Annotated in this window: 21 protein-coding genes; 13 read left to right on the top strand and 8 right to left on the bottom strand. The window is 70.0% G+C overall.

What is annotated here, in order from left to right:
* Positions 1-639 (top strand): maleylpyruvate isomerase N-terminal domain-containing protein, encoded by a 639-nt coding sequence (locus tag DDV73_RS04890; RefSeq protein WP_109506135.1) that lies wholly within the window; start codon positions 1-3, stop codon positions 637-639.
* A gap of 13 nt (positions 640-652) precedes the next feature.
* On the opposite strand, the gene DDV73_RS04885 is transcribed toward DDV73_RS04890, so the two are convergent.
* Together DDV73_RS04885 and DDV73_RS04880 are read right to left on the bottom strand one after the other, a co-directional pair.
* Entirely contained in the window at positions 653-1,009 is a 357-nt protein-coding gene (locus DDV73_RS04885) for a hypothetical protein (RefSeq protein ID WP_154402614.1), read from the bottom strand.
* Positions 1,010-1,130: 121 nt separating this feature from the next.
* Positions 1,131-1,943, bottom strand: coding sequence for a crotonase/enoyl-CoA hydratase family protein (locus DDV73_RS04880; protein ID WP_109506133.1), 813 nt, complete (start codon positions 1,941-1,943; stop codon positions 1,131-1,133).
* A 46-nt stretch (positions 1,944-1,989) separates the two neighbouring features.
* Between DDV73_RS04880 and DDV73_RS04875 the strand changes: the two genes are divergently transcribed.
* Together DDV73_RS04875 and DDV73_RS04870 are read left to right on the top strand one after the other, a co-directional pair.
* Positions 1,990-3,615, top strand: a complete 1,626-nt coding sequence (locus tag DDV73_RS04875) for an acyl-CoA synthetase (RefSeq protein ID WP_109506132.1) — start codon at positions 1,990-1,992, stop codon at positions 3,613-3,615.
* Positions 3,612-4,703, top strand: a complete 1,092-nt coding sequence (locus DDV73_RS04870) for an NAD(P)H-dependent flavin oxidoreductase (protein WP_240617126.1) — start codon at positions 3,612-3,614, stop codon at positions 4,701-4,703. The genes DDV73_RS04875 and DDV73_RS04870 overlap by 4 nt, the downstream gene beginning before the upstream one ends.
* Here DDV73_RS04870 and DDV73_RS04865 read toward each other — a convergent pair.
* Together DDV73_RS04865 and DDV73_RS04860 are read right to left on the bottom strand one after the other, a co-directional pair.
* On the bottom strand, positions 4,700-5,767 hold the full coding sequence (locus DDV73_RS04865; RefSeq protein WP_109506131.1) for an oxygenase MpaB family protein: 1,068 nt from the start codon (positions 5,765-5,767) through the stop codon (positions 4,700-4,702). The genes DDV73_RS04870 and DDV73_RS04865 overlap by 4 nt on opposite strands.
* Positions 5,768-5,791: 24 nt before the next feature.
* Positions 5,792-6,421, bottom strand: coding sequence for a TetR/AcrR family transcriptional regulator (locus tag DDV73_RS04860; RefSeq protein ID WP_109506130.1), 630 nt, complete (start codon positions 6,419-6,421; stop codon positions 5,792-5,794).
* 91 nt (positions 6,422-6,512) lie between these two features.
* Here DDV73_RS04860 and DDV73_RS04855 point away from each other — a divergent pair, with 91 nt between their 5' ends.
* From DDV73_RS04855 to DDV73_RS04845, 3 genes are all read left to right on the top strand, one after another.
* On the top strand, positions 6,513-7,982 hold the full coding sequence (locus DDV73_RS04855; protein WP_109506129.1) for an LVIVD repeat-containing protein: 1,470 nt from the start codon (positions 6,513-6,515) through the stop codon (positions 7,980-7,982).
* A 41-nt stretch (positions 7,983-8,023) separates the two neighbouring features.
* Positions 8,024-8,803 carry an ABC transporter permease gene (locus DDV73_RS04850; RefSeq protein ID WP_240617125.1) on the top strand — a complete coding sequence of 260 codons (780 nt, stop codon included), beginning with the start codon at positions 8,024-8,026 and terminating at the stop codon, positions 8,801-8,803.
* A gap of 521 nt (positions 8,804-9,324) precedes the next feature.
* On the top strand, positions 9,325-10,236 hold the full coding sequence (locus DDV73_RS04845) for an N-acetylmuramoyl-L-alanine amidase (RefSeq protein ID WP_109506128.1): 912 nt from the start codon (positions 9,325-9,327) through the stop codon (positions 10,234-10,236).
* 19 nt (positions 10,237-10,255) lie between these two features.
* Here DDV73_RS04845 and DDV73_RS04840 read toward each other — a convergent pair whose 3' ends face one another.
* Both DDV73_RS04840 and DDV73_RS04835 read right to left on the bottom strand, forming a co-directional pair.
* Complete coding sequence (locus tag DDV73_RS04840; protein WP_109506127.1) at positions 10,256-11,368, bottom strand: acyl-CoA dehydrogenase family protein; 1,113 nt, start codon at positions 11,366-11,368, stop codon at positions 10,256-10,258.
* A 21-nt stretch (positions 11,369-11,389) separates the two neighbouring features.
* The gene (locus DDV73_RS04835) at positions 11,390-12,568 is read right to left on the bottom strand and encodes an acyl-CoA dehydrogenase family protein (RefSeq protein WP_109506126.1); all 1,179 of its coding nucleotides are present in this window, start codon (positions 12,566-12,568) and stop codon (positions 11,390-11,392) included.
* 107 nt (positions 12,569-12,675) lie between these two features.
* On the opposite strand from DDV73_RS04835, the gene DDV73_RS04830 reads away from it, so the two are divergent.
* From DDV73_RS04830 to DDV73_RS04815, 4 genes are all read left to right on the top strand, one after another.
* Positions 12,676-13,812: a 3-ketosteroid-9-alpha-monooxygenase, oxygenase component gene (locus DDV73_RS04830; RefSeq protein ID WP_109506125.1), complete on the top strand. Its 1,137-nt coding sequence runs from the start codon at positions 12,676-12,678 to the stop codon at positions 13,810-13,812.
* Positions 13,812-14,114: a hypothetical protein gene (locus tag DDV73_RS04825; protein WP_109506124.1), complete on the top strand. Its 303-nt coding sequence runs from the start codon at positions 13,812-13,814 to the stop codon at positions 14,112-14,114. The genes DDV73_RS04830 and DDV73_RS04825 overlap by 1 nt, the downstream gene beginning before the upstream one ends.
* Positions 14,104-15,183, top strand: coding sequence for a 2Fe-2S iron-sulfur cluster-binding protein (locus tag DDV73_RS04820; RefSeq protein WP_109506123.1), 1,080 nt, complete (start codon positions 14,104-14,106; stop codon positions 15,181-15,183). The genes DDV73_RS04825 and DDV73_RS04820 overlap by 11 nt, the downstream gene beginning before the upstream one ends.
* Positions 15,184-15,297: 114 nt before the next feature.
* On the top strand, positions 15,298-16,509 hold the full coding sequence (locus DDV73_RS04815; protein ID WP_109506122.1) for a phospholipase D-like domain-containing protein: 1,212 nt from the start codon (positions 15,298-15,300) through the stop codon (positions 16,507-16,509).
* A 440-nt stretch (positions 16,510-16,949) separates the two neighbouring features.
* On the opposite strand, the gene DDV73_RS04810 is transcribed toward DDV73_RS04815, so the two are convergent.
* Complete coding sequence (locus DDV73_RS04810) at positions 16,950-17,627, bottom strand: MBL fold metallo-hydrolase (protein WP_109506121.1); 678 nt, start codon at positions 17,625-17,627, stop codon at positions 16,950-16,952.
* A gap of 108 nt (positions 17,628-17,735) precedes the next feature.
* Here DDV73_RS04810 and DDV73_RS04805 point away from each other — a divergent pair, with 108 nt between their 5' ends.
* Positions 17,736-18,902 carry a phospholipase D-like domain-containing protein gene (locus tag DDV73_RS04805; RefSeq protein ID WP_109506120.1) on the top strand — a complete coding sequence of 389 codons (1,167 nt, stop codon included), beginning with the start codon at positions 17,736-17,738 and terminating at the stop codon, positions 18,900-18,902.
* Between the two features lie 18 nt (positions 18,903-18,920).
* Here DDV73_RS04805 and DDV73_RS04800 read toward each other — a convergent pair whose 3' ends face one another.
* Positions 18,921-19,634, bottom strand: a complete 714-nt coding sequence (locus DDV73_RS04800) for a maleylpyruvate isomerase family mycothiol-dependent enzyme (RefSeq protein ID WP_161962289.1) — start codon at positions 19,632-19,634, stop codon at positions 18,921-18,923.
* 125 nt (positions 19,635-19,759) lie between these two features.
* On the opposite strand from DDV73_RS04800, the gene uvrA reads away from it, so the two are divergent.
* Positions 19,760-22,684: an excinuclease ABC subunit UvrA gene (uvrA, locus tag DDV73_RS04795; protein ID WP_109506118.1), complete on the top strand. Its 2,925-nt coding sequence runs from the start codon at positions 19,760-19,762 to the stop codon at positions 22,682-22,684.
* A 113-nt stretch (positions 22,685-22,797) separates the two neighbouring features.
* On the top strand, positions 22,798-23,289 hold the full coding sequence (locus DDV73_RS04790) for a Rieske (2Fe-2S) protein (protein ID WP_240617124.1): 492 nt from the start codon (positions 22,798-22,800) through the stop codon (positions 23,287-23,289).
* Positions 23,290-23,426: the final 137 nt, after the last annotated feature.

The following is a 23,426-nucleotide window of genomic DNA, read 5'->3' as shown; positions in this document are numbered from 1 at the left end:
ATGCCGAGTACTCGAGACGACTTCCTGTCCACCGCCCGTTCTGCCGCCGACCTGCTGCGGGATCCGGCCGTCGCCGCCGCCTGGAGCGACCCCAGCGCACTGGAGAAGTTCAGCGTCGGCGGCCTGGCCGGCCACCTGGCCTACCAGGTACTGGCCGTCCCACCCGCCCTGGCCGAGCCGGAGCCGGAGGAGCCGACCGTCCCGCTCCTCGGTCACTACGAACGGGTCGAGTGGATCGACGCCGGCATCGACGACGACATCAACGTCTACCTCCGGCGCGGCGGCGAGGAGCTCGCGGCCGACGGCCCCGAGGCGCTGTCGGCACGCTTCGAAGCGGCGATCGGCGAGCTGGCCGACGCCTTGGCCACCGTCCCGGACCGGCCGGTGCGGCTGCCGTTCTGGGGGCCGTACTCGCTGATGCTCGACGACTTCCTGACCACCCGCATGATGGAACTCGCTGTCCACTCCGACGATCTCGCCGTCAGCACGGGCCTCCCGACTCCCGCGCTCCCGCAGGGCGCCGTCGACACGGTGACCGTGCTGCTCACCCGGCTGTCCGTGCGCAGGCACGGCCCGACCCCCGTCCTGCGCGCGCTCAGCCGCGCCGAGCGCGCGCCGGACAGCATCGCGGCGTTCTGAGCGGTGGCGTGGCTCAGCCGAAGCAGGTCCCGAACGCCGCACCGATGGCGGCCGAGAGCCAGTCGGGCAGGTAGTCGATCGCGTGCCCGTCGGTCTCGTGCTTGCCGGCTCCCATCAGCGCCTTGGTGTTGACCAGGATGCCGTCGGAGTCGAAGCCGTGCTCGGCGACCGCGGCCTCGACGATCGCGTCGCCGGCTGGACAGAGCACGTCGAGCAGCTCGCCGTACGAGCTGTGCTGGCCGTTGACGGCGTGCGCGTTGCCGTTCGCGCTGCGGCTGGCGTTGTAGCACTCGTGCGCCATGGCGCCGGTCGCGCTGAACAGGACCACCGCCGTGGTCGTTCCTACTAAGGTGGTGAGACGTCGCATCATGGTCGTTCCCTCCTGGGATCCCCCCGGATACTCGGATCTCTCCGTCCTAGCCACGACACCCCGCCGGGTCAGCCCTGGGACGGCGACTCTGGGGCGGGTCTACCCGATTGACGCCACCCGCTCAGGCGCCGGTGAACTGGGGGCGGCGCTTCTCCGCGAAGGCGCGCGGGCCCTCCTTGGCGTCGTCCGAGGCGAAGACGGCGGCGCCGACGGCGGCGTCCTCGGCCCAGCACTCGTCCTCGTGCCGGCCGTCGCTGGCGCGGATGGTCCGCAGCACGGCCTGGACCGCCAGCGGGCCGTTGGCCGCGACCAGGTCGGCGAGCTCGTGGGCCTTGGCCAGCGCCTGGCCGTCGGGTACGACGTGCCCGATCAGGCCGATCTTGAGTGCCTCGGGCGCCTTGACGTGACGGCCGGTGAGCAGCAGGTCGGCGGCGACGGTGTACGGCAGCTGGCGAGGCAGCCGGACCGCGGAGCCGCCGAGCGGGTAGAGGCCCCACCGCGGCTCGGACACCCCGAACCGCGCGGACTCGCCGGCGACCCGGATGTCGGTGGCCTGCAGGATCTCTGTCCCACCCGCGATGGCCGGGCCCTCGACCGCGGCCACGATCGGCTTGGTCACCCGGAAGCCCTTGAGCAGCGGCTTGATCACGGCCGGGTCGAACTCGCCGGACTCGAAGCTGTCCGACGGCGCGCGCTTGGTCATCGCCTTCAGGTCCGCGCCGGCGCAGAAGTACCCGCCGGCACCGGTCAGGATCACCACCCGCACGTCGTCGTCGGTGTTCGCCCGGTCCCACGCCTCGCCCAGGATCCCCAGCATCTCCGAGGACAGGGCATTGCGGGCATCGGGCCGGTTCATGGTGACCACGAGCTTGTGGCCGTCGAGCTCGACGAGGCAGTGGGGGGCGGCAGAAGGCTGCGCAGGTGCTTCGGTCATAAGACGAACCCTAGTCATGAATGAGAACGTGTTCTAGTCTCGGCGTGTGGCTCTGAACATCGCTGATCTCTTCGAGCATGCCGTCGACGCTGTGCCGGACCGGCTTGCCTTGCGCGTGGGGGACCGGGACCTCACCTATGCCGACCTGGAGGCCGAGGCCAACAGGATCGCGCACTATCTCGCCGCCCAGGGAGTGGGCGTCGGCGACCATGTCGGCATCTACTCCAAGAACGGTGTCGAGCACGTCGTCGCGATGCTCGCCGTCTACAAGCTGCGAGCGGTCTCGATCAACATCAACTACCGGTACGTCGAGGGCGAGCTCGACTACCTCGTGGACAACGCCGACCTGGTCGCGCTGATCCACGAGCGCTGCTACGCGCCGCTGGTCGCGAAGGTCGCGCCCAAGCACCCGAAGCTGCGCACCGTCGTGGTGATCGAGGACGGCACCGACCCAGCCGGCGACGGTGACGCCTCGGCGTACAACGGAATCGCGTGGGCGGACGCGGTCGCGGGCCAGCCGGCCGAGCGTGACTTCGAGGAGCGCTCCGGCGACGACCTGTACATCGTCTACACCGGCGGCACGACAGGTGCGCCCAAGGGCGTGATGTGGCGGCACGAGGACGTGTGGCGGACCCTCGGTGGCGGCATCGACTTCATGACCGGCGAGCGGTACGGCGAGTTCGACCAGTCGCGCAAGGCGACCGAGGGCGCGCCGATGATGACGCTGCCGATCAGCCCGATCATGCACGGCGGCGCCCAGTGGGGGATGCTCATGCATCTCTTCGGCGGGCACGCCACGATCCTGGTGCCGAAGTTCGACGCCGAGGAGATCTGGCAGATCGTCGAGCGCGACAAGGTGCAGCTGATCTTCATGACCGGCGACGCGATGGCCCGGCCGCTGATCGAGACCTATGAGGCGGGGGAGTACGACGCCTCCGCACTGATCGCGGTCTCCAGCAGTGCGGCGATCTTCAGCCGCGCGGTCAAGGAGCGCTGGATGGCGGCGTTCCCCAACACGTTCTTCACCGACTCGGTCGGCTCGTCGGAGACCGGCTTCTCGGGCACCGGCCTGCAGGACAAGGAGAACATCAAGGGCGATGGCCCGATCATCTCCATCGGTCCCGAGACGGTGGTCCTCGACGAGCGCAACCAGGTCCTCGACCCGGCCGAGAACGTCGGCACGGTCGGCCGGCTGGCGCGCGGCACCAGCGTGCCGCTCGGCTACTACAAGGACGAGGAGAAGTCGCGGGCTGCCTTCATCGAGATCGACGGCACCCGCTACGCCGTACCCGGCGACTTCGCACGGATCGAGGAGGGCGGCCGGGTCACCCTGCTCGGCCGCGGCTCCAACTGCATCAACACCGGCGGCGAGAAGGTCTACCCGGAGGAGGTCGAGATGGGGCTGAAGTCGCATCCCGACGTCTTCGATGCCCTGGTGATCGGCACGCCCGACGAGCGGCTCGGTCAGCAGGTCACCGCGGTGATCGAGGCCCGCGAGGGGACCTCGCCCACGCTGGAGGAGCTCCAGGAGCACCTACGCTCGCAGCTGTCCGGCTACAAGCTGCCGCGTGCGCTGGTCCTGGTCGACGAGATCCCGCGGCACCCGACCGGCAAGGCCAACTACCCGCTCGCCAAGGAGCTGGCCCTCCGACAGGCGGCGTCCGCCCTGTGATCCGCACCCCGCTCTGCGAGCGGCTCGGCATCGAGCTGCCGATCTTCGCGTTCACCCCGTCCGAGAAGGTGGCGGCGGCGGTCTCTCGGGCCGGCGGCCTCGGTGTGCTCGGCGCGGTCCGGTTCAACGAGGCCGAGGACCTCGATGCCGCGCTGACCTGGCTCGACGACAACACCGACGGCAAGCCGTACGGCGTGGACGTGGTGATGCCGGAGCGGGTGCCGACCGAGGGTGCGGCGGCCGAGCTGGCGTCGATGATCCCGCCCGAACACCTGAGCTTCGTCGACAAGACGCTGCAGCAGCTTGGGGTGCCGCCGCTGCCGGAGGGCGAGGGGCGGGCCGGCGTACTCGGCTGGCTGCACTCGATCGCCCGGTCCCACGTCGACGTCGCGCTCGGCCACCGGCCGGTGCTGATCGCCAACGCGCTCGGCTCGCCGCCGGCCGACGTGATCAAGACCGCGCACGACGCCGGCGTGCTGGTCGCGGCGCTCGCGGGCGCGGCTAAGCACGCTCGGGCTCACGTCGCCAACGGCGTGGACATCGTGGTCGCCCAGGGCTACGAGGCAGGCGGCCACACCGGCGAGATCGCCAGCATGGTGCTGACCCCGGAGGTCGTGGACGCGGTCGGGCCCGACGTACCCGTGCTCGGCGCGGGCGGCATCGGCTGCGGCCGTCAGGTCGCCGCCTCGCTCGCGCTCGGCGCGCAGGGGGTGTGGACCGGCTCGCTGTGGCTGACTGCGGAGGAGTACGACCTGTCGCCCGGCACCGGAATCCGTGACGCTTTGCTCACCGCCACCTCGGCCGACACCGTGCGTACCCGCGTCTACACCGGCAAGCCGGCCCGGCTGCTGAAGAACCGCTGGACAGAGGCCTGGGAGGCCGCGGACGCACCGTCGCCGCTGCCGATGCCACTTCAGAACCTGCTCGTCGCCGACGCCCACAACCGGCTCAACACGGGCGACGACCCGAGCGTCGTGGCAATGCCCGCCGGGCAGATCGTCGGTCGCACCAACGCCGTCCGCCCGGTCGCGGAGATCATGGCCGACCTGGTCGCTGAGTACGACGCGACCGTGGCCCGGCTCCGCTAACCGAGGCTGCCGAGCACCGCCTGGGACTCGATGAGGCCCTCGTCGCTGGGCGCCTGGTGCTGGCCGAAGACCCGGTCATGCTGCTTGGCGCGGAGGGCGAGGTGGGCAAGCGCCGGCTTGTCGTAGCCGTAGAGCTCGCGCGCCTTGCCGGGCGTCAGGACGTCCTCCGAGCGCGGCGCGACGCCCAGGATGTACGGCGCCACCACGGCCGTCACCGACGGCGCGATCAGGTGCGCGACCCGCAGCTTCAGCCGCGGGCTGCGGTCGACCACGCCGAAGGCGATCCTCAGCACCGGCCGGACCAGCCAGTCGACGATCCGGGGCTGGTCGAAGCCGCTCATCCGGCGCATCCAGCGCGGCATGGTCGCGATGGTGCCCGCCCGCAGCACCAGGTTGATCACCTCGACGGCCGGCCGGAGCAGGAGCGGCGGCTCCGGCAGCGCGACCTTCGCGTTGAGCAGGTGGTCCATCATTCGCTGAGCCGCCTCGCTGACCGCCAGCCGCGGCCGCATCTGCTCGAAGTACTCCTGGATGCCCTCGCGGGTCCGCGGCACGTCGGCGGCCGAGCAAGTCTGCAGTTCCGCGGCGACCGCGCACTCCTCCCAGAAGCGGTTCTCCTCCTCGGCGGTCAGCTTGCCGCCGCCGTACAGCTCGTAGGCCTTGAGCACCGAGTGCCAGCCGGTCAGCAGGATCCACAGCTGGGAGTGCGGGTCGTTGGCGTCGTACCGGTTGCCGCTGACCGGCTCGGTGCCGATCGCCTTCGAGTGCACCTTCACCAGCACGTCGGCCGCCTTCGAGACGGTCCTGCTGTCCGCGAACGCGACCATCGCGAAGTAGCGCACGGTGCGGTCGTAGCGGGTGCGTGGGCGGTCATAGTTGGCGCCGGTGGCGTCCACGGCGGCGATCAGCGCCGGGTCAAGCTCCTCAACGACCACGGCACGCTGCAGGCCGATGATCGGGGTGGTGGCGTGTCCCCAGACCTTCCAGGTCACCGAGTCGGGCCCGAAGAACCCGTAGTCCTCCATCGGCTCGGTCTCGGCGCGAAGCTTGCTCAGTCGGGACATGGCAGTGATTCCTCTCGTACGGCGTCAGGCCTGGCGCATGGCGCGGTAGACGGCCAGACCGATGAACTCGCCCAGCTGGGCCGGGGTCCATGCGGACCCCTCGTTGAGCAGAGAGCGAACCGCGCCCTCGCAGGTGGACAGGAAGAACTCGACCAGGACCGGGAGCTTCTGCTCAAGGTCGTCGACGCCCCACTCGGTGAGCGTGGGGCGGATGGTGTGCTCGACGGCGGTCGCCATCGTCCGTCGGGCCCGGCGGAAATGCTCGGCGACCGCCGGGTCGGGGTCGCTCACCAGGACCAGCCGCCAGGCGTCCAGCTTCGCGCTGACTGCAGCGAGCAGGCTCTGGAACCCGTCCACGAAGTCTGCCTCGGTGGCGTTGCGTCGGCCGTGGGGGAGCGCGCCGAGGGCGTCCTCGATGAGCGCGGCCTCCTCGCGCTCGAGCAGTGCCTGCAGCAGGCCGACGCGGTCGGGGAAGCAGGCGTAGACGACCGGCCTGCTGACCCCGAGCCGCTGGGCGATCGCCCCGAAGGAGACCGCCGCGATCCCGTCGGTCAGCGCGATCGCCATCGCGGCGTCCAGCACCTGGGGACGACGGCGCTCCGGACCCAGGTGGGCCGCCCGGGCGCCGGTGCTGGCGGTGACGGCAGTGCTCATGATCTCATCTTGCAACACCCGTGTAGGAAATTGCTACACCACTGAAGGAACTGCTGCGTAACGCGGCTCACCCAGTCCCGTTGGTTCCTTCATGGGAGAGCAGACCGCACGCCGTTCCGCCGTACGCCGCCTGGTGATGGTGCTGGCCGTCGTGATCGCCGGTGGCCTCACCGCGACGCTGACCGGGAGCTTTGGCGCCGGCGAGCTCGTGGTGCCGCCACCGACGCCGGCCGCGAAGTGCGGCCCGGGCTCACTGCCGGAGACCGGCGTCCAGGGCCGGGTGCCGACGGCCGACTACGTGTCCGGCCGGGCCGCGAAGGGCTACACCTGCAACACCCGGCTGGTCGGCAGGCAGGGGAGGACCGGCGGGTTCAAGGTCCAGCGCTACCGCGACGTCAAGGGCAATGTCTGCGCGTACTACGACTCGACGCTGATCTTCCCGAAGGACGCCGTCTTCCAGGGCACGAAGGGCCAGGGCGTGATCGTGCTCGACATGAACAGCCCGGCTCGACCCCGGCAGACCGCGAACCTCACCTCCCCGGCGATGCTCAGCCCGCACGAGTCCCTGCTGGTCAACCAGAAGCGCGGGCTGCTCGGCGCGGTCCTCGGCAACCCGGCGACCAATGTCGGCGTCTTCGACGTGTACGACGTGCGCACCGACTGCCGGCACCCCAAGCTGCTGTCGAGCACTCCTACCGGTGTCTTCGGCCATGAGAGCGGGTGGGCGCCGGATGGAAAGACCTTCTGGTCGGTCGGCGCCGCCGGGATGACGCTGACCGCCGTCGATGTGACCAACCCTCGGAAGCCGCGCACGATCCTCACCAAGGGCTTCGACGTCCTGCACGGCGTCCGGCTCTCCGACGACGGCCGGACGATGTACGTCGCCCGGATCGGGCTGCCGGACGGAGTTCGCTTCTCGAGCGCCGGCGGCCTGCGCATCCTCGATGTCAGCGACGTCCAGGATCGCCGCGCGAACCCGAAGATCCGGGTGCTCTCGGACCTGACCTGGCCGGAGCACTCCATCCCACAGGTCGCCGAGCCGTTCACCAAGAACGGGCATCGCTACCTGCTCGAGGTCGACGAGTTCTCCAACTTCGGCCTCGGCACCGTCCTGAACGACGCCGAGGTGCCGGTCGGCGCCGCCCGGATCATCAACGTCGACGACCCGCGGAAGCCACGGATCGTGTCCAACCTGCGGCTGAAGGTGCACCAGCCGTCCGCGCGCGCCGGCTCGCAGCGTCTCGACCCCGGGGCGGCGCTGCCCTTCCAGGGGTACGCCGCCCACTACTGCTCGGTGCCGACGCGTGCCAACCCGACGCTGGTCGCCTGCTCGATGATCCTGTCGGGGCTGCGGATCTTCGATATCAGCAACCTCAGCCGGCCGCGCGAGGTGGGCTACTTCAACCGGCCGGTCGCGCCGCTCGCCCGGCCGCACGCGCCCCAGGGCGGGGCCTTCGCGATGTCGCAGCCCGCGTGGGACGTGGCCAACAAGTCGGTCTGGTACTCCGATGTCAACGCCGGCTTCTTCGCCGTCCGGCTGACCAACGGCATTGCCGACTGAGATCTCGCCGCCGGCCCCGACCGGTCTGGCAGGCTCGCCCTGTGCACCTGCTCGCCACTCCGGCCCCCACCCCGGACTGGCGGCTGGCCGCGGTGGTCGTGGTCCTGGTGACGGCCGCGGCCACGGCGTCCTGGGTGGCCCGTCTGGGCGCGACCCGCGACCAGGTCACCGCGGCACTCCGCGCGGTGCTGCAGCTGGCCGTGGTCTCGGTCGTCATCGCGGCCGCACTCGACTCGCTCTTCTGGTCACTGGCGTTCGTGGCGATGATGCTGACGGTCGCCGTGGTCACCTCGGCCCGCCGGATCGACGTCTCCCGGGCGCAGGCGGCGTGGGTGGCGCTGGCCGTTGCCGCCGGCGCGGCGCCGGTGATCGGGCTCTGCCTGGGCTCCGGGGTGATCCCGCTCAACGGCGCCGGCGTGATCCCGATGTCCGGCATCATCATCGGCGGGTCGATGACCTCCTCGTCACTGACCGGTCGCCGCGCGTTCGACGAGCTCGCCCAGCGGCGCAGCGAGTACGAGGCCGCGCTCGCCCTCGGGCTCCCGTCACCGACGGCCGCGGGCCTGGTGATCGAGCCGACCGCGCGCGAGGCGCTGCTCCCGGGCATCGACCAGACGCGCACCGTCGGGCTGGTCACGCTGCCCGGCGCGTTCGTCGGCGTACTCCTGGGTGGCGGTACGCCGTTGGAGGCTGGCGCCACGCAGTTGCTGGTGCTGGTGGGGTTGCTGGCCGCGCAGGCGGTTACTGCCGCGGTGCTGCTCCGGCTGGTCGCGGCCGGCCGGGTAGTGCGAAACGATCTCGTCGCGGTCTATCCGCGCTGAGCGGGAGCAGTCCGGCAGAAATAGAGTCGGCGTGAGCTTCCCCTGCCAAGGAGCTCACGCCGACTCGTACATTGGGGGGCCTCATGCCGCAGGGCGCGGGTACTTCCCCGTCCTTGGCAACGAGCACGTCTCAAAGGGGCTACGGCCCGACTCGTACATTTCGGACAATTTCTGCTGAGGAGTTGGTCACACGTGCTCGGCAGCGAGACGTCGGCCGAGCGTGATCGCCTCCCCGTCGAGGTCCTCGATGGTCAGCTCGCCGAAGCCCTAGTGGGCATCTCCGGAAGTTCGTCGGGGTCTGAGCGGCCAGGGCACGCACATCGCTGCGTTGTCGTCGGTCGACGGGCCACCGGCCCGCCTCCCTCCGACGCCTTGCGCTGCACGCACCCTGACCACTCATACCCTCGACGAACTTCCGGAGATACCCACTAGGCAAAGAAAACCCCAGGAAGGTATCCAAGACGCCACTCGCCCCCCTCGTCTAAGCAGCCTGGTTTTGAGAGCACGATAGGAGGTGCGAGATGGCTGTCTACCCGCAAGGCGAGTTCAGACCGGTCAGGAGATACGCGCCGGGCGGCGCGCTGCACAGAGAGTCGAGCGGCCAGCGCCGCGTCGTACTCCACACCGCTGTCTCCAATGAGCCGTCGCTGTTTCCCAGCATGAGTGTGCCGGGAACGGCCACGTCCCACTTCTACGTCGACCGGGGAGGCCGGGTCGAACAGTACATCGACACCGACATCCGCTCGACGGCGAATCTGGAGGGCAACCACGACTGCATCACCGTCGAGAGCTGGGACGGGGCAGGCGTGCTCTGGAACCCGGACCCGCCCAGCCCCGACCCAGTCCCTCGGTGGAGCGACAACCAGCTGGCGGGCCTGATCGATCTCGTGGCCTGGCTGTGTACGACGCACCAGATCCCGGCCGTGCGCCTGCGGTCCTCTCGGGGCGGCACCAAGGGCATCGGCTGGCACCGGATGGGCATCAACGGCAACTTCCCGGCCTCGGGCATCTTCGCCGGCCGGGTACCGGACGGCGAGCTCTGGTCGGAGGCCCGCGGCAAAGGCTGTCCTGGAGACGCCCGGATCAGGCAGGTCGGTCGCTCGGTCATCCCGGGCGTCGTGAGCGAGCTGTCCGGGCCGCCGGTCCCGGCCGGACGTCCGGGTTCGGCCCTGCCGCTGGTCAGCCTGGCGAACGTCGAGCAACAGGCGCAGGCGATGCGCGTGCTTCCGGGCGTCAAACTGATCCAGAAGGCGCTCAACAAGGAACTCGGTCTGTCGCTGCGGGTCAACGGCCTGTTCGACCCGCCGACCAAGGATGCGTACGCCCGCTGGCAGCGCAGGCTGGGTTTCGCTGGAGACGACGCCGACGGCGTCCCCGGCTCGCTGACCCTCACCCGGCTCGGTCAGGGTCGCTTCCGGGTCGCGGCCGACTGACTCCGGAATCCAGGGTCTGTCAGACCGGCTCGGCGGCGAGGGTGCGGCCGACGGCGATCGCCTGCTCGGTGGCTCCGCCGTACGCGAAGTCGAAGCGCTTCGCGGCGGTGAAGTAGCGGTGCGCGGTCCCGTCGAGGTCGATCCCGACGCCGCCGTGGACGTGCACGGCCGTGTGGGCGATCCGGTGGCCGGCGTCGGCCGCCCACAGCTTGGCCGTCGCCACCTCCGCCTCCGCGGGCAGTCCCTCCGACAGCCGCCAGACCGCCTGCCACAGCGTCAGCCGCTGGGCGAGTACGTCGATGTAGCCGTCGGCGAGCCGCTGGGAGACCGCCTGGAAGGTCGCGATCGGCCGGCCGAACTGCTCGCGCTGCTTGGCGTACGCCGCGGTCAGGCGGAGTGCGCCCTCGGTGATGCCGAGCTGCTCGGCGGCGCTCGCCACGGTCAGCAGCTGGCCGAGCCGGGTGGCGACCGTGCCGTCGGCCGCGCCCAGCATCGCCGCCGACCCGACGGCGGCACCGTCCAGGTCGAGCCGTCCGACGGTGTCGCCATCGGTGGTGTGCTGGGGAACGATCGATACGCCGGGCTCGCCCGGCTCGACGAGGAACACGGCCACCCCGTCTGCCGTGGAGGCCGTGACTAGGAACAGGTCGGCGTGGGCCGCCGCCCGCACCAGCGCCTTTGAGCCGGTCAGCAGCCAGCCGTCACCATTGGCGGCGGCGGTCACCGTCGGCCGCTCGGGGAGGTGCGAGGAGTCCTCAGCAACCGCGGCCGTGACCAACCGCTCGCCGGTCGCCGCGCCGTACAGCCAGAGCTCCCGCTGGTCGGCGCTGCCGTGCTCCGCCAGGAGCAGGGCGCTCGGCCCATGGGTGGCCAGCGGGACCGGTGCGACCGTGCGTCCGGCCTCGACCAGCACGCGGCACAGCTCCAGCAGGCCGAGGCCGGCGCCGCCGAACTCCTCGGGGATCGCGAGTGAGACCAGGCCGGCGTCGGCGAGGCTCTGCCACAGCTCGTGGTCGAACCGGTCCCTGCCCTGCTCGACCTCGCGCAGCCGTTCCTGCGTGGTGCCCTTCGCAAGGATCGTGGCCGCAAGCTCGCCGGCGGCGTCCTGCTCGGGAGTGAATTCGAAATCCATGGAGTAGTCCAGGCCCTTTCGTTAGCGCTTCGCCGCGGGCAGGCCGAGGCCGACGTACCCGATGATGTCGCGCTGGATCTCGTTGGTGCCGCCGCCGAACGTCATCACCAGCGACGACCGCTGGAAGCGCTCGAGCCGGCCGGCGAGTGCAGCTCCGGGCGAGCCGGCGGCCAGCATCGCGGAGGGCCCGACGATCTCGATCAGCGACCGGTAGACCTCGGTCGCGAGCTCGGAGCCGAACACCTTGGTCGCCGAGGCGTCGGCAGGGGAGAGGTCGGCGGTGGCTGAGGCGAGCTGCCAGTTGAGCAGGGTGAGCGCCTCGGTGCGGGCGTGCGCCCGGCCGAGCAGCAGCTGCACCCACTCCTGGTCGATCACCCGGGTGCCGTCAGGGTTCTTGGTCTCCTGCGCCCAGGCCCGCACCAGGTCGATGGAGTGCCGCAGCGGCGCGGCCGAGGTGAGCGCCACCCGCTCGTGGTTGAGCTGGTTGGTGACCAGCGCCCAGCCGCCCCCACGCTCGCCGACGACGTTCTCGGCCGGCACCCGCACGCCCTCGTAGTACGTCGCGCTGGTGCCGACGCCGGAGACCGTGTGCACGGGTGTGTAGGAGAAGCCCTCGGCGTCCGCGGGCACCAGCAGGATCGACAGTCCCTTGTGGCGGGGCAGGTCGGGCTCGGTGCGGCAGGCCAGCCAGATCCAGTCGGCGTACTGGATCAGCGAGGTCCACATCTTCTGCCCGTCGATCACCCAGCTGTCGCCCTCGAGCACGGCCTTGCTGCGCAGCGAGGCGAGGTCGGTGCCGGACTCCGGCTCGGAGTAGCCGATCGAGAAGTGCAGGTCGCCGGCGAGGATCCGCGGCAGGAAGTACTCCTTCTGGGCGTCGGTGCCGAAGCGCATGATCGTCGGGCCGACGGTGTTCAGGGTCAGGTAGGGCACCGGTACGCCGGCCACAGCGGCCGCGTCGGTGAAGATCAGCTGCTCGACCATGGAGCGGTCCTGGCCGCCGTACTCCTTCGGCCAGCCGATGCCGAGCCAGCCGTCGGTGCCGAGCTGGCGGATCACCTCTTTGTAGACCGTCGCGTCGCCGAACTCGCCTGACGCCGAGGACAGCGCGGCCCGCCGCTCGGGGGTGACCAGCTGGGAGAAGTAGTCGCGCAGCTCCTCTCGCAGCTGTTCCTGCTCGCTGGTGAGTGCGACTCTCAACTGTGCCTCCTCATTCGGGGGCCTCCTCGGTGGCGCCTTGTCACTGAAAACTATAACCTGTTCTAGTATTCGTCTAGACGTCGGCATGCAGCGGAAAGGAGCGCTCGATGAGCGACACCAGGCAGCTCGACCCCGGAGCGCCGCCGGATCGGTACGCCCGCGGCTGGCACTGCCTTGGGTTGGAGCGCGACTTCACCGCAGGCGAGCCGCACGCCGTACAGGCGTTCGGCGGCAAGCTCGTCGTCTGGCGCGACAGCGCCGGCGAGCTCCAGGTTGTCGACGGCTACTGCCGGCACATGGGCGGCGACCTAACCCAGGGCTCGATCAAGGGCGACGAGGTCGCGTGCCCGTTCCACGACTGGCGCTGGGGCGGCGACGGCAAGTGCAAGGCGATCCCGTACGCGCGGCGGGTGCCGCTGCGGGCCCGGACCCAGGCCTACCCGGCGGCGATCCGCAACGGCCAGCTGCTGGTCTGGTACGACCCGGAGGGCAGCCCTGCCGACCACGACATCCTGCCGCCGGTGGTGCCCGGCATCGGCACCGACGCGTACACCGACTGGACGTGGGAGGTGCTCGACGTACCGAACGCCAACTGCCGCGAGATCATCGACAACATGGTCGACATGGCGCACTTCTTCTACGTGCACTTCGCCTTCCCGACCAACTTCCGCAACGTGTTCGAGGGCCACATGGCGACCCAGTTCATGGATTCCACCGGTCGGCCGGACATGAAGGGCGAGGGGTACGGCGACGAGGACCTGGTGCTGAAGTCGGAGGCGACCTACTTCGGGCCGTCGTACATGATCAACTGGCTGAACACCGACTACAAGGGCTTCGTCACCGACGTGGTCCTGGTCAACTGCCACATCGCGACCAGCCCGAACTCGTTCCGGCTGCAGTACGGCGTGTGCGTCAAGAAGCCCGAGGGCGTCGACGAGGAGACCGCGGCCTACATCGGCAAGCGGTACTCCGACACCTTCAAGCAGGGCTTCGAGCAGGACGTCGCGATCTGGCTGAGCAAGGCGCCCGTCCAGAATCCGCTGCTCTGCGAGGAGGACGGCCCGGTCTACCAGTTGCGCCGCTGGTACGAGCAGTTCTACGTCGACAAGGCCGACGTCCTGCCGGAGATGACCGAGCGCTTCGAGTTCGAGGTCGACACCACGAAGGCCAACGAGTACTGGCACGCGGAGGTGGCCGAGAACCTCGCCCGCAAGGCCGAGGCAGACGCGGCGGTTGGCTCCTGATGGTCTCGTTCCGGCCGACCAGCGCCGAGACGCTGGAGGACCAGCGGCTCTACACCCAGGCGCGGATGGTGGAGGTGGACTGCCTGGACTGCCTGGCGCGGGTGCGGGTGAAGAAGAACAGCCATCACCACACTTCGATCCAGTGGGACGCCGAGGCGCTGGGCCAGTGCGCGGAGTTCGCCCGGCAGGCCCAGCAGCCCGGCGGCCGCGCCGTACCGGAAGGCTGCCCGCGGCTGCGCGACAGCATCGAGCGCGCGGTGCGTGACGGCCGGATCTCGATCGGAGCCGAGGATGGCTACTGACTCCTACGAGCTGCCCGTGCTCGAGGTGATCGAGGAGACGGGGGACGCTCGGTCGGTCGTGTTCGAGGTCGACGAGTCGATCGCCGAGCATTTCGGCTACCGAGCCGGCCAGTTCCTGACCGTGGCGATCCCGAGCGACCAGACCGGTGTGGCGGCGCGCTGCTACTCGCTGTCGAGCAGCCCGGTCGACGGCGGACCGCCGAAGGTCACCGTCAAGCGGACCGCGGACGGATACGCGTCCAACTGGATCTGCGACCACGTGCAGCCGGGCGACACCCTGCGGGTGCTGCCGCCGAGCGGCATCTTCACGCCCAAGTCGTACGACGCCGACCTGCTGCTGTTCGCCGGTGGCAGCGGGATCACCCCGGTGATCTCGATCGCCAAGACCGCGCTCTCCTCGGGGAGCGGGCGGGTGGTGCTGTTCTACGCCAACCAGGACGAGGCCTCGGTGATCTTCGCGCCGGAGCTGGCCGCACTCGCGGCCGAGCACCCAGAGCGACTGCAGGTGGTGCACTGGCTGGTGTCGGTCCAGGGCCTGCCGAGCGAGCCACAGCTGCGGGCCTTCGCGGCGTCGTACTCGACGTGGGACGCGTTCGTGTGCGGCCCGGCGCCGTACATGAAGGCGGTGACCGACGCACTGAAGGCGCTCGGCTTCCCGCGCGAGCGGCGGCATCAGGAGAAGTTCGTCTCGCTGGGCGGCAACCCGTTCGGTGATGTCGTCGCCGCTGCCCAGGCGGAGGCCGAGATCGACGCGGCCGAGCACGAGGAGGGGCCGCCCGACGGCCCGTCGGTGCCGAGCACGGTCGAGGTCGAGCTCGACGGTGTCGACTACCGCTTCGACGACTGGCAGCCCGGGACGAAGCTGCTCGACCACCTCGAAGCCAAGGGGGTGCCGGCGCCGTTCTCGTGCCGGGAGGGGCACTGCAGTGCGTGCGCCTGCCGGATCCTCGAGGGAGAGGTGAAGATGCTGCAGAACGACATCCTGGACGACGAGGACATCGCCGACGGGATCCGGCTCGCGTGCCAGGCGGTGCCGGTGACCGAGAAGGTGAAGGTCACTTACCACTGACCGGCCGTACGCCCTGATTGCGCAATTTGCGCAGACCTCGGCGATTCTGCACGGTATTCGGACGCCACTGCGGTGTGATTGGAGAGCAGCACTTCCCCACTGCAGGAGTTCCGGATGTCCTTCCCCGTCCGTACCTTCGTCGTCGCGCTGATCGCGACGGTCCTACCGATCACGCTCGCCGTCCTCATCGACGACGCCAACGCCGCACCTCGGCAGCCAGAGGCGCGCCGGGCGGCGGTCGCCATCCCGGCACAGCCGGTGCCGTCGTACCCGAAGCCGTTCCGGCCGATCTGGGGGCCGGTCTTCAACAATCCGATGGGCGACCTCGGCGCCCAGCGCCGGATCCTGGAGTACATCATCAAGGTCGTCGACGGCGCTCCGCCCGGCGGCACGATCCGGATCTCGATGTACGTGTTCAACGACCGGTCGGTATGGCACGCCTTGAACCGGGCGCTGGACCGCGGCGTACGGCTGCGGATCGTGCTGGACGGCGGCCACGACATCCCGGCACCTGCCGAGAGGCTGCGGGCGCAGGTCGGAGACGACCCCCGCGCGGTGAGCTACCTCGTCGAGTGTGAGAAGAGCTGTCGCGGCGAGCTGGGTGTGAACCATCAGAAGTTCTTCATGCTCACCTCCTCGGCCGGCGTCCGCCACGTGGTGCTGGTCAGCTCCGGCAACATGACCGGCGGCAACGTCGACCAGGAGTGGAACGACCTGTTCAGCATCGCCGGCTCGAAGCCGGTGTACGACGCGTTCGCCGGCGTCTTCGAGCAGCTGAAGCTCGACCAGCCGGTGGCCAGGCCGTACGTCGAGGCCGAGCAGCGCACCTTCCTCCAGGGCTTCTACCCCGCGCGCGGCATCGCCGACGGCGGTCGCGACCCGTGGCTGGACTACCTCGACAACGTCTCCTGCACAGGCGCGGCTCGGCCCGGCCTGAAGGGCCGGACCAAGATCCGGGTCACCATGAGCGCCATGCACGGCGACCGTGGTCGGATCGGTGCCCGGCGGCTGGTCGAGCTTCAGAAGGCCGGGTGCGACGTGAAGGTCATCTTCGGCGCGTCCTCGGGCAAGGGCGTGCGCTCGATCCTGACCGGTGGCGGCGTGATCTGGCGGCTGTCGAGCGAGAAGGGGCTGCGCGCCCATCAGAAGCTGCTGCTGATCAGCGGCAAGATCGGCGACGACCCACTCGCCACCCGCGTCTACACCGGCTCCCTGAACTGGACCGACAGCGCCGTCAACCGCGACGAGGTCGTCCTCGGCGTGAAGGGCGAGCGGACGATGAAGCTCTACGCGCAGAACTGGTACTACATGTGGCGCTTCGGCTGACGCCCGCCGACCCGGCCCGTCTTCACGCTGTGGAGCGCTGACCCGGCCGGTCTTCACGCTGTGGAGCGCTGACCCGGCTCTTGTTGACCAACTGACGTCAAGACCGGCCGGGTCGACGCCCGTGCGCGTGAAGACGGGCCGGGTCAGCGCGCTGGTACGTCGACAACAGCCGGGTGGGGTTGTCAGCGCAGGGTGTCGGCGGACACACGGAGGTCTCGCCAGTCGCTGCCGGCGAGCAGGCAGGCTGAGACGAGCTCGTGGATGTCGCCGTTCGCGAGAGTCAGTAGGTCTTCGAGCACTTCGTCGGAACGTCGGCTCGCCGTAGCAGTCGTGCCAGGCAAGCTCGGTGATGTCGATGAGGTCGAGGGCAACGCTGGCGTTGGCGGCGAACTCCCGCTCGAACCGTTGGCGACGGGCCTCGCGACGTCGCGTTCGCCCGATCACCAGCCGCGCTCGCGCCACTCGGGGAGCTTGGGGCGCTCGGCACCGAGCGTCGAGTCGTTGCCGTGGCCCGGGTAGAACCAGGTGTCGTCGGGGAGGCGGTGGAAGACCTTCTCCTCGACCTCGCCGATCAGGGTCTGGAAGGCAGCGGCGTCGCCGAAGGTGTTGCCGACGCCGCCGGGGAAGAGGGAGTCGCCGGTCCACAGGTGCGGGTGGCCGGCGGGGTCGTCGTACAGCAGCGCGACCGAGCCGGGAGTGTGGCCGACCAATGAGATCACCTCGAGCGAGACCTCGCCGAACCGGACGTGGTCGCCGTGCTGGAGCCTGACGGTGACGGGTACGTCGGTCTGCTCGGTGATCGCGTCGGCATCCGGGGCGCCGGCGTAGGTGACCGCCGAGGTTGCCGCGACTACCTCGGCGAGGGCGCGGTGGTGGTCCCAGTGCTGGTGGGTGGTCACGACGGCGGCCAGGCCGCCCTCGCCGACGAGCGACAGCAGCCGGTCGGGATCGGCCGCGGCGTCGATCAGCAGCTGCTCCCCGGACGCCGTGCAGCGCAGCAGGTAGCAGTTGTTCGACATCTGCTGATCCACCGCGAGCTTGGTGATCACCAGCCTGTCGAGCTGCCGAATGTCCGGATCGCCACCGGCCGCTACCTCGCCGTCGTACGTCGTTTCCATGGCCCCAGCCTAGGCGTGGCACGACGTTCGGCGAGTCTGCAGTAGTTGTTGGCGTGAGCGTCGACCGGCGTGGGGGAGTAGGTCCGATGGCCCGGCTGTGCTGGGTGGGTGACCACGCGCGTCCGCCCCGTCGCCACCGTCCTCACCCTCGCCCTGCTGAGCCTGATCCCCGCCGCGCCGGCCGGCACTGAGCCGTCCCCGGTCATTGACCAGGCCGGGCCGGCGCCGAGCTTCCGGCCAGCCTGGGGACCGGTGTTCAACGACCCGCTCGGCACGGTCGCCGAACAGCGCCGGATCCTCGCCTATCTCGTGAGGACCATCGACGCCGCGCCCGCAGGAGCAGTCATCCGGGTGGCGGTGTACGGGTTCTCCGACGGCCCGGTTGCCCGCGCGCTGCATCGGGCGGCCGACCGCGGCGTCCGGATCCGGATGGTCCTGGACAGCTCACGCCGCTCGAAGCCGGCGCTCGGGCTGCAGCGGCGCCTCGGCAACAACGTCCGCGCCGCCAGCTACGTGGTCTTCTGCAACCACAGCTGCCGCGGCACCACCGGCGGCAACCACACGAAGTTCTACCTGTTCAGCGAGGCCGGCGGGGTCGCCGACGTGACGCTGGTGACCTCGGCGAACACGGTGGGCGAGACCGTCGACAACCAGTGGAACGACCTGTTCAGCGTCGCGGGCGCCTCGCCGGTCTACGACTCCTTCGCGCGGGTCTTCGAGCAGATGAAGCACGACGAGCCGGTGCCGCGGCCGTACGTCGAGGCGCACCAAGCGTCGTACCTTCAGGGCTTCTACCCGGCACCCGGGGCCGGCCGGACCGCGCCCGACCCGTGGCTCGACTACCTCGACCCGGTTCGCTGCACCGGCGCCAAGCGGGCCGGGCTCGGCGGTCACACCCGGATCCGGGTGGCGATGAGCGCCATGCACGGCGGCCGCGGACTGGCCGGGGCCCGCCGGCTGGTGGCGCTGCGCCGGCAGGGCTGCGACGTGAAGGTGATCTTCGGGGCCGCACCGGGCGGTGAGGTACGCCGGGTGCTGACGGCCGGCCGGGTGCCCTGGCGTGGCACGCGGCACCGGTGGGTGCACACCCACCAGAAGCTCCTGATCGTGAACGGCGTGATCGGCCGCGACCCCTGGGCCACGCGCGTGTTCACCGGCTCGCACAACTGGACCGACCCGGCTGCCGACCGCGACGAGGTCGTGCTCGGCATCAAGGGCGCCCGGACCGCACGGCTGTACACACAGAACTGGAACTACGTCTGGCGCCGCGGCTAGCCACCTGGCGGCGCCACCTCAGCGACGGCGGTGCCAGGGCCCGAGCTCCGGCAGCTCGCCGCTCAGCCCGTCGCCGGTCCCGCGCCCGAGCAGCCACCAGGCGAGATCGGCGACCGATCCGGTGATCTCCGGACCGCTGCCGTCGCCCACGGCCACCTTGGCGGCCGGCGTCCGCAGCTGCAGGTTGTGCTCGTCGCCGCGGTCGTACGCCGCGAGCTCGAGCAGGTACTCGGCGAACTGCTCCGGCCAGTCGCCGGGGCCGTAGTCGAGCAGCAGGTCGGCGTGGTGGATCTCCACCTCGCGGCACCGGGTCGAGATCAGCTCGGACACCGGCCACTCCGGACCGCCGGGAGTGCGATGGATGGTCGCGTCGGCGGCGTACTCGCGCTCGAACGCGGCCTTCAGCCGGCCGCAGGCGTCGAAGGAGACCTCGCGGAGCCGGTCGGCCGGGAACCCGGCGTACTCCTCGATGTCGGCGTCCCGCCGCTCCTGCGAGTCGTAGATCGGCGCCGGCTTATCGTGGGTGATGCCGTCGAGGGCGCGAGCGAACCCGAGGGCGTTGAGGGCCACGTGCGCGACGACGTGGCCACGGCTCCAGCCGGGCAGGACCGAGGGCTCGCGGAGCAAACTGTCGGTGCTGGCGTCTACGGTCTGCAGGTAGCGTGTGGTTGCGTCGTGCACGGCGGTCAGATCGGGCTCGGACAATTGAGGCGCGGGAACATTGCCGGTCATGGAGTCATTGAATCCCATGACGGCGACATGGCGAGTCCTGCGAACAGGTGTTCGAACGTTTGGCTAGGCTGTTCGCCGCAACCTCACCAGACCGCACCCGACCAACCTGTCCGAGGACAACACCTGTGGCCGATCAGCTGATCATCCGGGGCGCCCGCGAGCACAACCTCAAGGACGTCTCGCTCGACCTCCCGCGCGACTCGCTCATCGTGTTCACCGGGCTGTCCGGCTCCGGCAAGTCGAGCCTGGCGTTCGACACGATCTTCGCCGAGGGCCAGCGCCGGTACGTCGAGTCTCTATCGGCGTACGCACGGCAGTTCCTCGGCCAGATGGACAAGCCCGACGTCGACTTCATCGAGGGCCTCTCGCCGGCGGTCTCGATCGACCAGAAGTCCACGTCGAAGAACCCGCGCTCCACGGTCGGCACCATCACCGAGGTCTACGACTACCTCCGCCTGCTCTACGCGCGTGCCGGCCGGCCGCACTGCCCGACCTGTGGCTCGCCGATCGAGCGGCAGACGCCGCAGCAGATCGTGGACCGGATCCTCGCGCTGGAGGAGGGGCGCCGCTTCCAGGTGCTGGCGCCGGTAATCCGCGGCCGCAAGGGGGAGTACGTCGACCTGTTCCGGTCGCTGCAGACGCAGGGTTTCTCGAGGGCCCGGGTCAACGGCGAGATCCACCCGCTCGACGACCCGCCGTCGCTCAACAAGAAGCAGAAGCACACCATCGAGGTGGTGGTCGACCGGCTGGCGGTCAAGGAGTCGTCCAAGCGCCGGCTCACCGACTCGGTGGAGACCGCGCTCAACCTCGCGAGCGGGCTCGTCGTCTTCGACTTCGTCGATCTGCCCGACGGCGACCCCGGCCGTGAGCTGAAGTTCTCCGAGAAGATGGCCTGCCCCAACGAGCACCCGATCGACACCGACGAGCTCGAGCCGCGGTCGTTCTCGTTCAACTCGCCGTTCGGCGCCTGCCCGGAGTGCCACGGGCTCGGCACCCGGATGGAGGTCGACCCGGAGCTGGTGATCCAGGATCCGGGCGCCACCCTCGGCGAGGGTGCGGTGCAGCCCTGGACCGGCGCCCACATCGCCGACTACTTCCTGCGGCTGCTCGGTGCGCTCGGCGATGAGCTGGGCTTCGACCTGAACACGCCGTGGGAGAAGCTCCCCGAGAAGGCGCGGAAGTCGATCCTCGAGGGCCACCCGACCAAGGTCCACGTCCGCCACGTCAACCGCTACGGCCGCGAGCGCAGCTACTACAGCGAGTTCGAGGGCGTGAAGGTCTACATCGAGCGCCGCCACCGCGAGGCCGAGTCCGACACCAGCCGCGAGCGGTTCGAGGGCTTCATGCGCGAGGTCCCGTGTCCCGCCTGTGGCGGCAGCCGGCTGAAGCCGGTGTCGATGGCCGTCACGATGGGCGGCAAGAGCATCGCGGAGGTGTGTGCGCTGCCGATCAGCGAGACGGCGGACTTCCTGCGCGGCCTCGACCTGAGCGAGCGGGAGCGGCAGATCGCGGAGCGGGTGCTCAAGGAGATCCAGGAGCGGCTCAACTTCCTGCTTGACGTCGGCCTCGACTACCTGTCGCTGAACCGGCCGTCCGGCTCGCTGTCTGGCGGCGAGGCGCAGCGGATCCGGCTGGCCACCCAGATCGGCGCCGGACTGGTCGGCGTGCTCTATGTCCTCGACGAGCCGTCCATCGGCCTCCACCAGCGCGACAACCAGCGGCTGATCGAGACCCTGGTCCGGCTGAAGAACCTCGGCAACACGCTGATCGTGGTCGAGCACGACGAGGACACCATCCGCACCGCCGACTGGGTGGTCGACATCGGTCCGGGCGCGGGGGAGCACGGCGGCCAGGTGGTCCACTCCGGCTCAGTCGACGGCCTGCTGGAGCACCCGGACTCGATGACCGGCCACTACCTGTCGGGGCGGCGCGAGATCCCGGTGCCGCCGATCCGCCGGCCGCGGACCAAGGGCCGCGAGCTGACCGTCCACGGTGCCCGCGAGCACAACCTCCGCGACGTCGACGTCACCTTCCCGCTCGGCATGTTCGTCGCCGTCACCGGCGTATCCGGCTCCGGCAAGTCGACGCTGGTCAATGGCATCCTCTACACCTCGCTGGCCAAGCAGATCTACAACGCCCGCACCGTGCCCGGCCGGCATCGCAAGATCACCGGCACCGACCACGTCGACAAGGTGATCCACGTCGACCAGTCGCCGATCGGGCGGACCCCGCGCAGCAACCCGGCGACGTACACCGGCGTCTTCGACCACATCCGCAAGCTCTTCGCGGCGACGCCCGAGGCGAAGATGCGCGGCTACCTGCAGGGCCGGTTCTCGTTCAACGTCAAGGGCGGCCGCTGCGAGGCGTGCGCCGGTGACGGCACGATCAAGATCGAGATGAACTTCCTGCCGGACGTGTACGTCCCGTGCGAGGTCTGCCACGGTGCTCGCTACAACCGCGAGACGCTCGAGGTCCACTACAAGGGCAAGACCATCGCAGAGGTCCTCGACATGCCGATCGAGGAGGCGGCCGACTTCTTCGCGGCGGTGCCGGCGATCTCGCGCCACATGAAGACACTGTGCGAGGTCGGTCTCGGCTACGTCCGGCTCGGCCAGCCCGCGACCACGCTGTCGGGTGGTGAGGCGCAGCGGGTGAAGCTGTCCAGCGAACTGCAGAAGCGGTCCACCGGCCGGACCGTCTACGTGCTCGACGAGCCGACCACCGGCCTCCACTTCGAGGACATCCGCAAGCTGCTGCTGGTGCTCGGCCGGCTGGTCGACCAGGGCAACACGGTGCTGGTGATCGAGCACAACCTGGACGTGATCAAGACCGCCGACTGGATCGTCGACATGGGTCCCGAGGGTGGCTCGCGCGGCGGGATGGTGGTCGCGGAGGGTACGCCGGAACAGGTCGTCGCCAGCCCGGAGAGCCACACCGGCCGCTACCTCGCGCCGCTGCTGAACGGCCGCGAGGCGACGGTGTCCAAGCGCAAGCCGCCGGTCAAGCGGGTACCCGCGAAGAAGGCCGCCAGCCGCAAGAAGGTCTCGTAGGACGTTGCTTGGAATCTGCTGAGAGTTGTCGCGCGGCGTCGTGATCGGTGAACCGACTGGCTAGCGTCGTCGTAGTACTGGTTTCAATCACTCTCGGCTTGAAGGAGCATCACGTGACCACCTCTCCTGGAATCAGTCGGCGCAAGGCTCTCACCGGAGCCGCTGCGGCAGGCGTCGCCGTACCGTTCCTCGCCGCCTGCGGGGACGACGGAGACGGTGGTGACCAGACCGCCACCGAGGACAGCCAGACGCCGAACACAGGTGAGTCCACGCCCGGCAACGGCAACTCGTCTGCGCCGGCGGCGGGCCTGGCGGCCACGTCCGACATCGAGGTCGGCGGCGGCAAGATCTTCGGTGACGAGAACGTCGTGATCACCCAGCCGACGGCGGGGGAGTTCAAGGGCTTCTCCGCGACCTGCACCCACCAGGGCTGCATCTTCTCCTCGGTCGAGGACGGCAACATCGTCTGCGGCTGCCACGGCAGCATGTTCTCGGTCGAGGACGGCACCAACACCGGCGGCCCCAACGGCACCGAGGCCGGCTCGGTCGCCGACCTCGAGGAGGTCACCCTCACCGTCAACGGCGACCAGATCAGCGTGAGCTAACCGCCGCCAGCGGAGCTCCGGACCTGCACCACCCTTCGCAAGCTGTGAGTGTCAGTGGTGGCTGGCCCGGGGCTGGCTGGCAGGGTGAACCGGCTGGTTCTCCTCCGTGTTCGTGACCCATCGCAAGCTTGGCCCGA

The organism is Nocardioides speluncae, from assembly GCF_003121585.1.
In the GTDB taxonomy this organism is placed as follows: domain Bacteria; phylum Actinomycetota; class Actinomycetes; order Propionibacteriales; family Nocardioidaceae; genus Nocardioides; species Nocardioides speluncae.
The sequence above is the reverse complement of the archived record's forward strand: the minus strand, read 5'-3'. Positions and strand labels throughout refer to the sequence as shown.

Excerpts from the sequence above, each read along its gene's own strand:
- DDV73_RS04845 (WP_109506128.1), top strand. The coding sequence starts at position 9,325 with ATGGCTGTCTACCCGCAAGGCGAGTTCAGACCGGTCAGGAGATACGCG.
- DDV73_RS04815 (WP_109506122.1), top strand. The coding sequence starts at position 15,298 with ATGTCCTTCCCCGTCCGTACCTTCGTCGTCGCGCTGATCGCGACGGTC.
- DDV73_RS04820 (WP_109506123.1), top strand. The coding sequence starts at position 14,104 with ATGGCTACTGACTCCTACGAGCTGCCCGTGCTCGAGGTGATCGAGGAG.
- DDV73_RS04860 (WP_109506130.1), bottom strand. The coding sequence starts at position 6,421 with ATGAGCACTGCCGTCACCGCCAGCACCGGCGCCCGGGCGGCCCACCTG.
- DDV73_RS04800 (WP_161962289.1), bottom strand. The coding sequence starts at position 19,634 with ATGACCGGCAATGTTCCCGCGCCTCAATTGTCCGAGCCCGATCTGACC.
- DDV73_RS04840 (WP_109506127.1), bottom strand. The coding sequence starts at position 11,368 with ATGGATTTCGAATTCACTCCCGAGCAGGACGCCGCCGGCGAGCTTGCG.
- DDV73_RS04855 (WP_109506129.1), top strand. The coding sequence starts at position 6,513 with ATGGGAGAGCAGACCGCACGCCGTTCCGCCGTACGCCGCCTGGTGATG.
- DDV73_RS04885 (WP_154402614.1), bottom strand. The coding sequence starts at position 1,009 with ATGATGCGACGTCTCACCACCTTAGTAGGAACGACCACGGCGGTGGTC.
- DDV73_RS04825 (WP_109506124.1), top strand. The coding sequence starts at position 13,812 with ATGGTCTCGTTCCGGCCGACCAGCGCCGAGACGCTGGAGGACCAGCGG.
- DDV73_RS04890 (WP_109506135.1), top strand. The coding sequence starts at position 1 with ATGCCGAGTACTCGAGACGACTTCCTGTCCACCGCCCGTTCTGCCGCC.
- DDV73_RS04880 (WP_109506133.1), bottom strand. The coding sequence starts at position 1,943 with ATGACCGAAGCACCTGCGCAGCCTTCTGCCGCCCCCCACTGCCTCGTC.
- DDV73_RS04865 (WP_109506131.1), bottom strand. The coding sequence starts at position 5,767 with ATGTCCCGACTGAGCAAGCTTCGCGCCGAGACCGAGCCGATGGAGGAC.
- DDV73_RS04830 (WP_109506125.1), top strand. The coding sequence starts at position 12,676 with ATGAGCGACACCAGGCAGCTCGACCCCGGAGCGCCGCCGGATCGGTAC.
- DDV73_RS04810 (WP_109506121.1), bottom strand. The coding sequence starts at position 17,627 with ATGGAAACGACGTACGACGGCGAGGTAGCGGCCGGTGGCGATCCGGAC.